The following is a 13245-nucleotide window of genomic DNA, read 5'->3' as shown; positions in this document are numbered from 1 at the left end:
ACCTGACCAGTTACCATCTGCTTACAGTGGCGAGGGCCGCTTCGGCATCACACCGAATTCCCGAACACCAAGGGCAACAGCACGTTAGCGCCTGTCGTCGCCTCCCCGCAAGCCCGCTTGATCGACCGGACCGCCGTGGGTGACCGCGGGGAGCCCCGGTGCCGGGCAGGCACGCCGTCCCGGGCCGAGGCGGATGCCCCGGCCGGATGCCCGGCAGCCCAAAAAAATCAAGAAGAGGTGCTTCTCCGACAGACTGTAGGAGATTTATGGTCCGAAACTGGAGGGGTCCGCCGAGCTGCCGGGCAGCCGGGTCGAATCCTGAACATTGTGATCACTCTTCGCACCCCAGGAGCCGACATGGCCGAGTCCGGAACTTCCCGTCACGTTCTGACCTTCTGCGGCAAGTGCAGTTGCGGCTGCCCGGAGCTGTTCGTCGACCATGACGCGCGGCCGGAGCGGCGCATCGTACTGACCGACGATTTCGGCCAGCGTGTCCAGATGAGCGTGGAACAGCTCCAGGTCATCGTCGACGAGGCCCGATCCGGGCAGATCATGTCTCTGGTCGAGACGGAACTCGCCTTGGGCGTGGCCTAGGCTCGCCGTCCTTTCCCGGCCTGTTGCGCCTGATCTGTTGTGCGACGGTGCCACACACCACAGTGACATCATTCGGCACACACCCCGGCATCTACTACGCTCCGTCGAAAGTGCCTCAAGGGTGAGGCTCGACCAAGGGCAGGAGCGTCCATGACAGCGCTGACGATGCAGGTTCCCGACATCAGCTGCGGGCATTGCAAGGCGGCGATAGAGGAGGCGGTGGGCCGGGTTCCGGGCGTCACCACGGTGTCGGTCGATGTTGCCGCCACCTCCGTGCGGGTGGAGCGGGCCCACGGGGCCGACACCGCGGCTATCGAAGCAGCGATCGTCGAGGCCGGTTACACCATCGGGACCGTCACCGTGGCCTGAGCGAGGTGAGCGTTTCCATCGCCGACATCCAGGCTGGCCGTTCTCGGCAATGCCCGGCGGCGGTGGCCGGGACCGCCGGACAGCCCGCGGGAAGGCGCGCACAGCATTCCCGCCGAGACCCAGGAGGCAAGGGTGTCGTCCAAGGCCAGGCCAACCGGCACCGCTGCCCAGCGGCAGGCCCGTGTCGCGGCGATGCGGGCCGCGCAGACCCGCAAGGCCCGCAAGGCCCGCCAGCGCCGAGCGTGGTGGATCAGTGGCGTGGCGGTCGCGCTCGTCGTCGTGGTGATCGGCGTACTCGTCGCCGTGAAGGTCTCCAGCGGTAGGGACACGCCCGCTGCGGTGGCCAGCGGTCCCGCCTCCGCCGCCGTCGTCCAAGGCGTGACCGGCGTGCCGGCGGCGACGCTGGCGAAGATCGGCGCGGGCAGCGCGCAGAAGCTGCCGACGCCGATCTCCGCCCCGGCGCTCACCGCTGACGGGAAGCCCCGGGTGCTCTACATCGGCGCCGAGTACTGCCCCTACTGCGCGGCCGAACGATGGCCGATGGTGGTCGCGCTCTCGCGCTTCGGTACCTGGTCCCAGCTGCAGGCGACGAGTTCCTCGGCCTCGGACGTGTTCCCGCGTACGCCGACGCTGTCCTTCCACGGCTCGGCGTACGCCTCGGATCTGGTGTCCTTCACCGGTGTCGAGGAGACGACCAACATTGCCTCGGGCAACGGCTACACCCCGCTGGACACGCCGTCGGCCGCCGACTCCGCGCTGCTTGCCAGGTACGACGCCCCGCCCTACCTTGACGCTTCGAGCGCGGGGGCCATCCCTTTCGTCGACCTCGGCGGCAAATACATGATCAGCGGGGCCAGTTACAGCCCGCAGGTGCTGGCCGGCAGGACCCGCGAGCAGGTCGCTGCCACGCTCACCGACCCGAACAGCCCGATCGCCACGGCGATCGACGGCACCGCGAACGCCATCACCGCCGCGATCTGCGAGCTCACCAACCAGAAGCCGACTACCGTCTGCAACGAAAGGACCATCACCCAGTTGCAGAGCGGGATCAATGCCCAACGCTGACGCCGACACCGACCGACCCGTCGCACCCGGCGGACTCGGCCAGTCGCCGAGCCAGGCCGGCTCGGCGGTGCCGGCCTGGCTCCCCCTGACGGGCCTGACGATCGTGGCCGCGGGTCTCGCGGTCGCCACCTACCTGACCGTGGCGCACTACGACACCGCGTCGCTGCTCGCCTGCCCGGGGACCCGGGTCGTCAACTGCGAGAAGGTCACGACCAGCCCCGAATCGGAGATCCTGGGCATCCCGGTCGCTCTCCTCGGCCTGGTCTTCTTCGCGGTGATGGCGCCGCTCACCCTTCCGGTCGCGTGGCGGCTCGCCCATCCCGTGGTCCGCTACGGCCGACTGCTGTTCGCCCTGACCGGCGTCGGAATGGTCGTCCACCTCGTCTACACCGAGCTGTTCACCCTCGACGCGATCTGTCTGTGGTGCACGGCGGTACACGTCCTGACCATCGCTCTGTTCGCCGTCGTCGTGGCCGGCACCGTCCTCGCCGAGCCCGACGACCAGGCCGCAGCAGACGATCACGAACTCGGCTGATCACCCTCCGGCCTCGCGCCGAGGATCATCGCGGACGTCGGGGCTGGCGAAGGACGCCGCCCGCACGGTCACCCACGGGACACTGATCTGCCCCGCGGCCACCGACCTGTTCCGCAAGGGCGTCCTGCGCACGGCCTGACCAGAAGCGCGTCCTGCTCATGGCCTGACCAGTGCCGGGACTGCGCCGATCGCAAGATCAGGGGCGGCTCCGGAGCCGACGTTCCCCGATCGGCGACACGCCTGTCCGCGCCGTGGTCACCCTTGCCGCCAAGACGGCTTCTATGCATAATGAAAATGATTCCCGTATCCGTAATCATTAGTGGTGGACGGCTGGGGACTCGTCGGAGCGAGGCCGTCGCAGCGCCGATCCAGCGCCCCTGACCTGTGGTCCCATCCCGACGGCGATGGCGACCGCCCCATGATCTGGAGATTCCTGCCATGACCCGCCATGCCCTGACCCGCCGCTTACCAGCGCCCTGCGCGATCCTGGTGTTCGGCGCTCTGACGTTGGCCGCGTGCGGATCGGGAAGCGCCGCGGGCAGCACCGTCGGTACCGGTGCGCCCACCACAGGCGGCGCGGCCGGGGCGGTGAAGGTGGTGGCCGCGGAGAACGTCTGGGGTGACATCACCCGCCAGATCGGCGGTTCCCACGTCTCGGCCACCTCGATCATCAGCGATCCGAACACGGACCCGCATCAGTACGAAACCGACGCGCGCGACGCCGCCGCCGTCAGCAGCGCCGCATTCGTGATCGAGAACGGGCTTGGTTACGACGACTTCGCCGACAGGCTGCTGAAGGCCGGGCCGAACTCGACGCGCAAGGTCCTGTCGATCGCGAAGGCGGTCGGGGCCGGCGGAGACAATCCCAACCCGCACCTTTGGTACAACCCCGCCTATGTGGTCACCGCCGCGCACACGATCGAGACTCGGCTCGCTACGGAAGATCCCGCCGACGCGGCCACGTTCCGGACCAATCTGACGAGGTTCCTCGCCGGTGAGGCGCAGGTGGCCGCGACCATCCGCCAGATCAGAACGCGCTACGCAGGTGCCCCGATCGCCTACACCGAACGGGTACCCGGGTACCTGGTGACCGCCGCCGGGTTGACGCTGGCCACGCCGGCGTCGTTCTCCCAGTCGATCGAGGATGGCAACGACCCGTCCCCGGTCGACACCGCCGCCTTCGATGCCGCTCTGACTGGCAGGAAGGTCCGGGTGCTGCTCTACAACGGACAGGTCACCAGCCCGATCACCGAGCAGGCCCGGGCCCTGGCCAAGGCCAACGGCATCCCGGTCATCGGGGTCACCGAAACCCTGCCCCCGGGCGAGAAGGACTTCCAGACCTGGCAGAACGACCAGGCCAAGGCCATCCTCGGCGCACTGGGCGGCTGATCATGCCTCCTACCATCCGCACCCCGGGTCGCCGCGGCGACCCGCCAGCCACAGCCACAGCGCATGATGTCCCCGACCGGGCCGGCCATGCCCCCGCCAATGCCCACCCGCCGGTCGCGGACCCGGCTGTGCGGCTGTCCGGTGCCACCCTGCGGTTCGGACAGCGCGCACTGTGGGACGGTCTGACCCTCGACGTGGCGGCGGGGGAGTTCCTCGCCGTCCTCGGCCCCAACGGGGCCGGCAAGACCAGCCTGCTCAAGGTCCTGCTCGGCCTGCACCGGCTGTCCGCTGGCACCGTCACCGTCTGCGGGCACACCCCCCACCGCGGCAGCGCCCACGTCGGCTACATCCCCCAGCAGAAGGCGTTCGACCCGGACCTGCCGCTACGGGGCAGGGACCTGGTCGGCCTCGGCCGGGACGGCCACCGCTGGGGTGTGGCCCCACTCTGGCGCGGCCGTCGGAACCGGGTCGATCAGGCGATCGCCGCGGTCGGCGCCGCCGGCTACGCCGACACCCCCGTCGGGTTGCTCTCCGGCGGCGAACAGCAACGGCTACGCATCGCCCAGGCCCTGCTCACCGACCCCGCCGTCCTGCTGTGCGACGAACCGCTGCTGTCGCTGGACCCGCACCACCAGCACGCCGTCAGCAACCTGATCGACACCCGCCGCCGGGCCGCAGGCACGGCGGTCGTGTTCGTCACCCACGAAGTCAACCCGATCCTGCCGCTCGTCGACCGGATCCTCTATCTCGTCGCCGGCCGCTGGGCCATCGGCACCCCCGGCGAGATCATGACCGGCGAGACACTGTCCGCGCTGTACGGCACCGACATCGACGTGGTGCGCGTCCGCGGCCGGATCGTCGTCGTCGGCGCCCCCGACGCCGCCCACGCCGAACCAGGCCGCGGGCATCACCACCCGGCCGGCCACGACCACGCTCCCGCGGAAACCTGACCGGCGATGGGCCTGGACTTCTACCTGCACCAGCCGTTCGCGCAGCATGCCCTCGCCGCCGGCACCCTGGTCGCGGTCATCACCGGGCTCGTCGGCCCGTTCGTCGTCACCCGCGGCGCGGCCTTCGCCGTCCACGGCACCGCCGAACTGTCCTTCACCGGCGCCGCTGCCGGCCTGCTCATCGCGAACGACCCCGTCACCGGAGCACTGCTGGGCAGCCTCGTCGTCGCCACCGCCATCGGGCTGCTCGGCGCCCGGCAACGCGAACGCGACTCCGCGATCGGGGTCATCCTCGCCTTCGGCCTCGGCGCCGGGGTCTACCTCCTCTCCCACTACCACGGGTTCGCCACCGAGGCCACGAACATCCTGTTCGGGCAGATCTTCGGCGTCTCCAACCGGCAGCTCCTCCTGCTCCTGGGCGTCGCCTGTCTCGTCGCGGTCACCATGGCCGTGCTCTACCGGCCGCTGCTGTTCGCCTCCGTCGACCCCGACGTCGCGCAGGCACGCGGCGTACCCACCCGCGCCGTCGGTGTCGCGTTCCTCTACGTCCTCGCTCTCACTGTCACCGAAGCCGCGCAGATCGTGGGGACCCTGCTCGTCCTGAGCCTGGCCATCACCCCGGCCGCCGCGGCCGGACGGCTCTCCGCCCGGCCCGCCACCGTCACCGCACTGTCGGTGACGTTCGCGCTCGTCGCCGCCGACGGCGGCCTCCTCGCCAGCCTGCAGACCAACGTCAAGGCCAGCGTGCTCGTCTCGACGATCAGCTTCGCCCTCTACCTGGGCGCCCGCCTCGCCGGCACCACCCTGCGCACCCGCCGGCGTCCGCACCACCCTGCGCACCCGCGCCGCGCCCGCCCCGGGTAGCGGCTACAACCCAGGAGGTACCCATGTCCCTGACCGTGTCGCCCAGCCTGTTGGCGCAGGCCGAACAAGGCCATGTCGACGAGGCCGACTTCCTCGCCTGCATCCGCGAGTCCCTGCCCTACGCCTACGACCTGGTCGCGCGGCTCGCCGGCGAACTACCAGCCGCGGCGGCCGATTTCACCGACAACCAGCTCCCGCCCACGGGCGACACAGAGCAGGGCCAGCTGCTGCGCGCCATGGCCAGCACCGCGATCCGCGCGGCCCTGGAACGGCACTTCGGCGTGGCGCTGGCCTTCCAGAACTGCCACCGGCTGGCCGCCTTCCGACCCCAGGCCACCGCCGGTGAGCAGTACCGGCGGTTCGTCTCCCCGCAGAGCCAGGTCCTCAACCAGCAACCGGGGTTCGTCAACTGCTGACGTGGCCGGAATCGACCGGAACGCATCCCGGCCGCCGCGTCGTGCCTGGTAGGACGATGCGACGGCCGGGTAGCCCAGGCCCGATGACGGGCCGGTCAGTCCTGGGGTGGGCTGGTCGGCCCGGCCTTGGCCGGGCGTCGCCGGCCCAGGAGGTAGCCGCCGGCTCCGAACACCACCGCCAGACCGATCCCGAGACCGCCCAGCACCCGGGCGGTGGTGTCCGACGAGGAGGCGGAACCGCGTGCCGTCGTCTGCTGGTCGTCGGCGGAAGCGGCGGAGGCAGGCGCCGACGAGGCGGCGGTCAGGGTGAGGACGGGGGCGGGGTCGTCCGGTTCGGGCTGTCCGGGCTGCTCCTCGTCGATCCAGCGGACGATCTCCCCGCTCGAGTAGGTCTGCAGCGCCTTGAAGGTGAGGGTCGGAGTGTCGGGAAGCTGCCCGGCCGTCACGGTGAAGTCGGCATAGCCACCGGCGGGAATCGCGTCGGCCGGGCTGTTCGCGGTCCAGGTGACCCGCGAGACGGCATCGGTGATCGTCCCGTCATCGGTCTTGACGGGTGGCTTCAACGCGGTGTTCGTGACGGCGAACGTCCAGCCGGGATGGGGGGCGACCAGCACGCCGAGCAGCGGCGTGGCGGTCGGGAACGCGACCTCGAGTCTGGTGGTGGTGGCGTTCGGGCGTTCGTTGGGGACGCGGAAGGCGAGCACCGCGTCGGAGGTGCCGCGGGTGGGGTCGTCGGCGTGCACGGTCACGTGCGCCGAGGCGGGCGCGGCGACGGCGAGCGCGAGCACGCCGGCAGCGATGCCCACGGCGGCGAGGCGGCGCCATGGCCGGCGCAGGGGCGAAGGAGGCAGTGTCACAGGTGGCCTTTTCTCGGTGAACGGTGCGGATGCCGGGGCGGCCCGAGCGCTACGGTGCTGGGCGGTCACCGGCGTGCAACAACGCGGAATGTCCGTCGGATCCAGGTGTCAGGCCGCGAGGAGGTTCGCGGCGAACCGCCCCCGCGGGGGACCGCGACGCACCACGATGTTCACCAACAGGGCGGTCGGGCCGGGTATCCACAACTCGTCACGCGCTGGCCGCACGAGCCTCGGTCCCGCGACCGCGGGCACCTGGATCGAGCCGGTCAGCAGCCGTACCACCACAACGGCCAATAGCGAAACCGCCGCCTCGGCCAGGATCACCGCGGCGGTGACCGCCGCGTCGCAGCGGCATAGCAGCCACGACACCGCGAGCGCGGCCAGCAGATGACCTGCGGCCATCCACGGCATGACCGCCCCTGCGGCGGTCCGCGCGGTCACCGCCGCGGCTCCGGGCGGCACCGCCCTGACGTGCCCCATCGCCATACCTGCCGCGCCGGTTCGGCCGGTGCGCAGCGGCACCAGGCCGGACCCGGTGGCCAGCAGGTGCCCCGTCACGACCGGCACCATCGGCACCATCGGCGCTTCGGTGGCATGGAACAGCACGTGCATCCCGACCTGCAGGCCGATCATCACGGCGTTCGTCGTCGGCAGGTTCCGGCGCCGGCCGGCCAGCGGGGCGCTGACCACGGCGACCGCGGCCGTCGCGAGAGCGAGAACGCCCATCGCGGGCGCCCCCCGTGTGCGGCCAGGTGCGCTGCGGTGGCGACCGCGACGCAGGCGGGCGAGAAGACGAGGGTCCGCAGCGCCCGCGGCCCGCACCGCGCTGTCGCCCTCACAGCGACTCACCCTAGAGCGCCCGTGGCGCGTCGTGACAAACAGGCGCGAGCTGGGCGTCCATTACCGGACACAGCGCCGTCCACGGTCGCCGGGACCGTGCGCCGGCCGTACCCGCTCAGCGCAGCATGATCAGCATGCCGCCGGCCATGACCAGCCGGGACGCTACGGGTGTGATCGATGGGACGCCGGCCCACGCCGGCCTGAACCGGCGCAGCAACGGTCCGCCGACCGCCGCCAGCGCGGCGCCCGCGAAGACCACCACGAACCAGTCGGTCAGGTCACCGACCGGCCAGCGTCCCGCGCCGGCCATGCAGCCCATGGCCGCGGCCTCGACGACCAGCAGCGAGCAGCACGACCACTCCGACGGTGCGCAGCACGCGGGATGCACCATCACGACAACGAGAAGGAGTCCGGCAAGGGCCAGACAGCCGGCGGCGAAGGGCAGCGACGAGACCACCCGTGGCGGCCCGCCGAACATGACGGCCATGGCCGCGGCCACCGCCACATGACCGAGCTCGGCGGGAACGAACAGCCGCCGCCGAGCCGGCGCGCTCGCCAGGCGCCCGAGGTGGAACAGCGCCACGGCGATCGCGGCAAGGCACGCCGCAGCCGCCCATGGGCCGGACAGGCGCATGGCGTGCGTCATCGCCATGTCAGGCATCACCGCACGCACCTCCGACGAGGATGCTCTCCACCAGGCCGCGGCCGGGAGAGGCCGCGTTCCCGCATGTCCCGAGGCCGTTCAGCCGGCGTACACGGCGAGGTCCACGACCACGAGCGGAGGTCGGAACGTGACGGAACGTTCTGGGCTCGGCCATGTCGGCTCCCCGGCAGCAAAGATGATCAGTTCTTTCAGTCTAAAGATCGTCATCAATCGCTGTCAGGCGTTTCGACGGAGTGGAGACGCGCGGGGCGACCGCGTTCGGCCGTTCGCCCCGTCCGACCGCGGTCGGGCCAAACACGCCGGGAACCGTGTTTGATCTTCTAGGATACGAGGCATGATGGCGCGACCTGGACGACGGAGGTCGGGGTCGGGTCGTTCGAGGGAATCCGGGTCCGGCCCGCGCGCGAGAGCCGGCCGGGCTCCCGGTGTGAGCGGGGCGCCGTGCCGCGCGTGATGTCGTGAACTGGGTGGCGACACCGGCGGGGCGTGGTGTCCGGGCCGGGTCGGTGGCGGCCATCGCCGTCGCCTTGGCCGTGGGCGCCCACTGGGCCGCGTGCGGGATGGCTCCGTCGGTACCCGTCGTCCTCGTCGGGATCGTCCTGGCCGGGCGGATCTGCTGGGGGGCATCGGCGGCACGGCTGACGTGGCCGCGCCTCACCGGGCTCGTACTGGCTGTCCAGACCGGGTTGCACATCGCGTTCGCCGTCACCACCACAACCGGCAGCCCGCACCCGGCATCCACCGTGGGCACGTCCGCGACCCATCTGGCGGCGATGACCCACGAGGCCGCGCGGGTGGACCTGCTTCCCGGCGGGCCGGCGATGATCGCGGCACATCTCCTCGCCGCGATCGGGCTGGCCTGGTGGCTCGCCGTCGGCGAGCGCCTGCTCTGGCGGGCCGCCCGAGGTGCCGTGACCGTGGCCCGCCGCGCCGCCGACCGGCTGCGCCGCCGAGGCCTGTGCGTTCCGCCGGCCGCGGGCGGTCCGCTCCCCCGTCTGCCCGTCCACACCCGGACCTGCCGGCCCGTCCTGCTGCACCACATCGTCGTCCGCCGAGGCCCACCGGTCCGCGCCGCGGTCTGAGCGGTCCCCCCGGTCCTCCAGCCATCAGGCACCGCCGGTGACCGCGCCAGAACCTGGTGTCGCCCGTTCCGTCGCCGTGAGGTGGAACGGGATGTCGGCCGGTCAAGGTCCACACCCGCGTCCGGGGTGGACGGCGGGCCGACCTTCGAGCCTCGACCGGCTCCGACCTGCCTGGTGTGCCGGCCCGCCGCGCCGGCCAGGCCAGCGCGATTCCGGACCGGTCGGTAACCCGCGGAGTTGCCATGCCTGTGACAGTCATGTCGGTCGCGCACAGACGCGCGGCCGGCGAGTTGGAACGCGAGGTACTGGCCCTGCTCTGGGCCACGTCCGAACCGCTGATGCCCATGCAGGTCCAGCACCGGCTCGGTGGAGATCTCGCGCAGAGCACGATAGCGACCACCCTGCTACGACTGGTGGCCAAGGGCCTCGCCGAACGGACACCGCACGGACGAGGATTCGCCTATCGGCCACTGCAACGAGCCGAGGACCACGCCGCGGTCCAGATGGTGAAGCTCCTGCGCAGAGGCGACGATCCCGGCACGGTACTGCGCTACTTCGCCGGCCATCTCTCACCGGATCACCGCTGCCTCCTCCTGCAGGCCCTCAGCGCGGGAGAACAGGGCTAGCGCGGCCAGAGCGAACTCGTGCCCGTCGGGATGCCGTCGCCGTGCACCGGTGGCGGCATCCCGACCCACGACGATCGACATCTCCGGGTCAACTCCAGCCCAGGGCACCGGCGTCGCGGCTGGAGTCGACGCCCGGTTCGCCACCCGCCCGCGCGAACGCGCGTAGTGCCGCCACCAGGCTGCCGCGTAGCTGGGGGTCCATCCTCTCGACGATCGCCGCGATCTCGGATCGGCGGCGGCGGGTCACGTCGCCGACGAGCTGCTGGCCGGTCGCCGTGAGCTGAACGATGACCTCCCTGCGGTTCTCCGGGTTGCCGAGGCGGTCGACCAGGTCGGCGGCGACGAGGCGGTCGGCCATACGGGTGGCGGTGGAGGGATGGACGGCGAGGAGGTCCGCGAGTTCGCCGGCACGCAGCGCGCCGCGGCTCGCGAGAACTATGAGCATCCGGAACTGGGGCAGCGTGACGTCTTCTCCAACGGCCGTCAGCGAACGGGCAGAGACCGCCACCAGCAGGCGGGACGCCGTGAGGACGGCGTCGGTCACCTCGTCCACTCCTCCGTCCGGGCCGCCGGACGAAGGAGTGGAGACATCCGGCGTCCCGGTCATGCCCCCGTTTTACCGCGTGCGGCGACCGGTGTGTCGACCAGGACACCTGAATGTCGATCGCATACGGCAACTTTTGTATTATACAAATGTGTATGGGCTGACGCGATGGGTGAGATCACGGCTGCCATCCAGGCTCGGGCCGGTGACCGTCCCGTCGCGTATCCGCTGCCGGCAGTCATCGGCGCGTCCGAGATCGGCCGAGGCCTGACACCGGGAGAGACGTGAGCGACGATCGCCAGCAGGCACGGCGCCTGCGGTTACTGCTCATCAACGAGGACACGATTGACGCCGCGCTGCTACGAGAGGCACTGCGTGATCGTGGGCGGGACTGGGATCTTCACGTGTGCCCGGACAGCAGGCGCGCCTTCGACTTCCCATGGGGTCTTTCGACACCACCGGATGCCATCCTTCTGGATCTTCATGCGCCGGGTGCGGCCGATGGGAGGCTCCTGGCTCGGGCTCAGGCGGATCTCGACACGCAGGGGATCCCCACGATCGCCCTGACGGCTCCCGGGATGGTGGAGGTGTCCCATGACCCGCAGAATCCCATGATCTTTTTTGTCGCGAAACCTGACGATTTCGACGGCTTCCTGGACCTGGTCCGCAGGATCGAAGATCTCCGCCTCGCCCCCGAGCCGTCGCATGGACCGCACATCTCGGCCGAACCCGGCCGGGAGAAGCGATGCGACGGCCGGGGCCACGACTGAGACTCTCGGAGGCCGCCCTGGCCGGGTGACGCTCACGGGCCGAGGCGACGCGTGGTCCACCCGATCGACTGTCCGACATCTCCACTGGCCAACATTTGCACTATACAATATTTGCCATGAGCACATCCAGGTGCGCGAGAGATCAGCTTCTGCCCTCGGGGCGCTGGTGGACGTGGGCGGCGGACCCGATAGCGCGGACCAGGAAGGGTCCTCATCCGCGGAGGGACCGGCCGATCCGGCATCTCCCGGCGGGGTCATGACAGGGGATACCGACCACACCACCGATCCGGCTCCGCTGGCCGATCACATGGAGCCATCCGAGCCCGGGACGCCGAGCCGCCGCGCCGAGCCGAGTGCCGCCGGCCGGCGCCCTGGCCACGCAGGCCCGCTCCTCGGCAGTGCCGCGCTGCCGGCAACCGCCGGCACGGTGGCAGCGGTGGCGCTCGTCCTCGCGGTGACGGTCCTCTGGATGACCCACCACAGGCCGGGCACGCCCGTGTTGCCGGTCTCCTGGTGTCGCTGGGGCCAGAGCGAGGCGCCGCCTCCCTTCGGCCTGGGCCGCCTGCTCGACACCTGGCAGCTTGACGCGGTCGCACTGGCCTACCTGCTACCCGCGATCTGTCTGTACCTGTGGGGCGTCACCCGGGTCCGCGCGCGTCACGGGGCGCAGCCCTGGCCGTGGCCCCGCACCGCAGCGTTCCTGGCCAGCACCGGGGTCGTCATCCTGGCCACCAGCAGCGCCGTCGGTGTCTACGACGAGGCACTGTTCAGCATGCACATGACCCAGCACCTGATGCTGATCATGGTGGCTCCGCCGTTGTTCGTCGCCAGTCGGCCGCTCACGCTCCTGTTGCACAGCACCGGCAACCCGCTCCACGGCCGGGTCCGCGCCGCGCTCCGCTCCCGGCCGGTCGGCGCCCTGCTCTCCCCGCCGGCCGCGTTCACCTGCTACACGATCACCATCGTGGGAACCCACCTCACCGGATTCATGGGCGCGGTGATGGCCCGACCCTGGCTCGGCCAGCTCGAGCACCTGCTCTACCTCTCCGCCGGCTACCAGTTCTTCGTGCTGCTGTTCGGGGACGAGCCGATCCGACGCCGGCTGTCCATGCCCGGCCGGCTCGCGCTGCTCGTGCTGTCGATGGGAGTCGACACCTTCGTCGGGCTGGTCCTGCTGCAGTCCCGAACACCGATCGCGATGGCCCCGCACGCCTGGGGCAGCAGCCCCCTGCTGGACACCCAGACCGGCGGAGGTGTCATGTGGGTCGCCGGCGACGGAATCATGGCCCTGATGATCGTTCTGGTGTTCCGCACCTGGACCCGCAAGCCCGAGGCGGTGCGCCGGGCCCGCACCGGCTGGACGGAACGGGCCCGCACAGCCACCTTCACCGCTCACACCGGCTACGAACTCGCCCGTACCTCACCGCTCGCCACAGGTGCGGGTGCCCGGCCACGGCAGGTCGACATCGACGACGACGAGGCGAGCTGGCAGGCCTACAACGACTGGCTCGCCAGCCTCGACACCCACGGGTGAGGAGAGGCGGTCCCGTACGGACCTCGAGTCACCGTCGACACCCCGGTCGGCATCGTCCCACCGTCGGCACCACCGCCCCGGTGAGAGCACGCCCGTGCACCGTCGTCAGCGTCCGTCGCTGATCCGCCGGTTCCCCAGGCGAGACC

Annotated in this window: 16 protein-coding genes and 1 riboswitch; of the genes, 12 read left to right on the top strand and 4 right to left on the bottom strand. The window is 70.9% G+C overall.

Annotation, left to right across the window (positions count from 1 at the left end; translation table 11 throughout):
• Positions 1-87: riboswitch (cobalamin riboswitch) on the bottom strand. This riboswitch is flagged as partial in the annotation.
• 270 nt (positions 88-357) lie between these two features.
• From G6R24_RS11590 to G6R24_RS11555, 8 genes are all read left to right on the top strand, one after another.
• Positions 358-594: a hypothetical protein gene (locus tag G6R24_RS11590; protein WP_163549261.1), complete on the top strand. Its 237-nt coding sequence runs from the start codon at positions 358-360 to the stop codon at positions 592-594.
• Positions 595-744: 150 nt separating this feature from the next.
• The gene (locus G6R24_RS11585) at positions 745-963 is read left to right on the top strand and encodes a heavy-metal-associated domain-containing protein (RefSeq protein WP_163549260.1); all 219 of its coding nucleotides are present in this window, start codon (positions 745-747) and stop codon (positions 961-963) included.
• A gap of 132 nt (positions 964-1095) precedes the next feature.
• Positions 1096-2028: a DUF929 family protein gene (locus tag G6R24_RS11580; protein WP_163549259.1), complete on the top strand. Its 933-nt coding sequence runs from the start codon at positions 1096-1098 to the stop codon at positions 2026-2028.
• Positions 2015-2563, top strand: coding sequence for a vitamin K epoxide reductase family protein (locus tag G6R24_RS11575; protein WP_163549258.1), 549 nt, complete (start codon positions 2015-2017; stop codon positions 2561-2563). The genes G6R24_RS11580 and G6R24_RS11575 overlap by 14 nt, the downstream gene beginning before the upstream one ends.
• A gap of 438 nt (positions 2564-3001) precedes the next feature.
• Positions 3002-3952: a metal ABC transporter solute-binding protein, Zn/Mn family gene (locus G6R24_RS11570; RefSeq protein WP_217451629.1), complete on the top strand. Its 951-nt coding sequence runs from the start codon at positions 3002-3004 to the stop codon at positions 3950-3952.
• A 128-nt stretch (positions 3953-4080) separates the two neighbouring features.
• Positions 4081-4902 carry a metal ABC transporter ATP-binding protein gene (locus G6R24_RS11565; protein WP_225438410.1) on the top strand — a complete coding sequence of 274 codons (822 nt, stop codon included), beginning with the start codon at positions 4081-4083 and terminating at the stop codon, positions 4900-4902.
• Between the two features lie 6 nt (positions 4903-4908).
• Entirely contained in the window at positions 4909-5766 is an 858-nt protein-coding gene (locus G6R24_RS11560) for a metal ABC transporter permease (protein ID WP_163549256.1), read from the top strand.
• Between the two features lie 23 nt (positions 5767-5789).
• A complete protein-coding gene (locus tag G6R24_RS11555; RefSeq protein ID WP_163549255.1) occupies positions 5790-6182 on the top strand; it encodes an SCO5389 family protein in 393 nt (130 codons plus the stop codon).
• A 95-nt stretch (positions 6183-6277) separates the two neighbouring features.
• Here the strand turns inward: G6R24_RS11555 and G6R24_RS11550 are convergent, their stop codons facing one another.
• From G6R24_RS11550 to G6R24_RS11540, 3 genes are all read right to left on the bottom strand, one after another.
• Complete coding sequence (locus G6R24_RS11550) at positions 6278-7039, bottom strand: YcnI family protein (RefSeq protein ID WP_225438409.1); 762 nt, start codon at positions 7037-7039, stop codon at positions 6278-6280.
• A 108-nt stretch (positions 7040-7147) separates the two neighbouring features.
• Positions 7148-7765, bottom strand: coding sequence for a hypothetical protein (locus tag G6R24_RS11545; RefSeq protein ID WP_163549254.1), 618 nt, complete (start codon positions 7763-7765; stop codon positions 7148-7150).
• A 229-nt stretch (positions 7766-7994) separates the two neighbouring features.
• Positions 7995-8540, bottom strand: coding sequence for a DUF5134 domain-containing protein (locus G6R24_RS11540; RefSeq protein WP_225438411.1), 546 nt, complete (start codon positions 8538-8540; stop codon positions 7995-7997).
• A gap of 470 nt (positions 8541-9010) precedes the next feature.
• Between G6R24_RS11540 and G6R24_RS11535 the strand changes: the two genes are divergently transcribed.
• On the top strand, positions 9011-9625 hold the full coding sequence (locus G6R24_RS11535; RefSeq protein WP_225438412.1) for a hypothetical protein: 615 nt from the start codon (positions 9011-9013) through the stop codon (positions 9623-9625).
• 242 nt (positions 9626-9867) lie between these two features.
• Positions 9868-10251: a BlaI/MecI/CopY family transcriptional regulator gene (locus G6R24_RS11530; protein ID WP_225438408.1), complete on the top strand. Its 384-nt coding sequence runs from the start codon at positions 9868-9870 to the stop codon at positions 10249-10251.
• A gap of 88 nt (positions 10252-10339) precedes the next feature.
• Here the strand turns inward: G6R24_RS11530 and G6R24_RS11525 are convergent, their stop codons facing one another.
• Complete coding sequence (locus G6R24_RS11525) at positions 10340-10795, bottom strand: MarR family winged helix-turn-helix transcriptional regulator (RefSeq protein ID WP_225438407.1); 456 nt, start codon at positions 10793-10795, stop codon at positions 10340-10342.
• 284 nt (positions 10796-11079) lie between these two features.
• Here G6R24_RS11525 and G6R24_RS11520 point away from each other — a divergent pair, with 284 nt between their 5' ends.
• Together G6R24_RS11520 and G6R24_RS11515 are read left to right on the top strand one after the other, a co-directional pair.
• Positions 11080-11565, top strand: coding sequence for a response regulator (locus tag G6R24_RS11520; protein ID WP_163549252.1), 486 nt, complete (start codon positions 11080-11082; stop codon positions 11563-11565).
• 256 nt (positions 11566-11821) lie between these two features.
• Positions 11822-13099, top strand: coding sequence for a cytochrome c oxidase assembly protein (locus G6R24_RS11515; RefSeq protein WP_163549251.1), 1278 nt, complete (start codon positions 11822-11824; stop codon positions 13097-13099).
• Positions 13100-13245 lie beyond the last annotated feature (146 nt).

This window comes from Candidatus Frankia nodulisporulans, assembly GCF_902806475.1.
Taxonomy (GTDB): Bacteria; Actinomycetota; Actinomycetes; order Frankiales; family Frankiaceae; genus Frankia; species Frankia umida.
The sequence above is the reverse complement of the archived record's forward strand: the minus strand, read 5'-3'. Positions and strand labels throughout refer to the sequence as shown.

Coding starts and splice junctions, on each gene's coding strand:
- G6R24_RS11590 (WP_163549261.1), top strand. CDS start 358: ATGGCCGAGTCCGGAACTTCCCGTCACGTTCTGACCTTCTGCGGCAAG.
- G6R24_RS11575 (WP_163549258.1), top strand. CDS start 2,015: ATGCCCAACGCTGACGCCGACACCGACCGACCCGTCGCACCCGGCGGA.
- G6R24_RS11560 (WP_163549256.1), top strand. CDS start 4,909: ATGGGCCTGGACTTCTACCTGCACCAGCCGTTCGCGCAGCATGCCCTC.
- G6R24_RS11530 (WP_225438408.1), top strand. CDS start 9,868: ATGCCTGTGACAGTCATGTCGGTCGCGCACAGACGCGCGGCCGGCGAG.
- G6R24_RS11540 (WP_225438411.1), bottom strand. CDS start 8,540: ATGCCTGACATGGCGATGACGCACGCCATGCGCCTGTCCGGCCCATGG.
- G6R24_RS11570 (WP_217451629.1), top strand. CDS start 3,002: ATGACCCGCCATGCCCTGACCCGCCGCTTACCAGCGCCCTGCGCGATC.
- G6R24_RS11555 (WP_163549255.1), top strand. CDS start 5,790: ATGTCCCTGACCGTGTCGCCCAGCCTGTTGGCGCAGGCCGAACAAGGC.
- G6R24_RS11515 (WP_163549251.1), top strand. CDS start 11,822: ATGACAGGGGATACCGACCACACCACCGATCCGGCTCCGCTGGCCGAT.
- G6R24_RS11545 (WP_163549254.1), bottom strand. CDS start 7,765: ATGGGCGTTCTCGCTCTCGCGACGGCCGCGGTCGCCGTGGTCAGCGCC.
- G6R24_RS11585 (WP_163549260.1), top strand. CDS start 745: ATGACAGCGCTGACGATGCAGGTTCCCGACATCAGCTGCGGGCATTGC.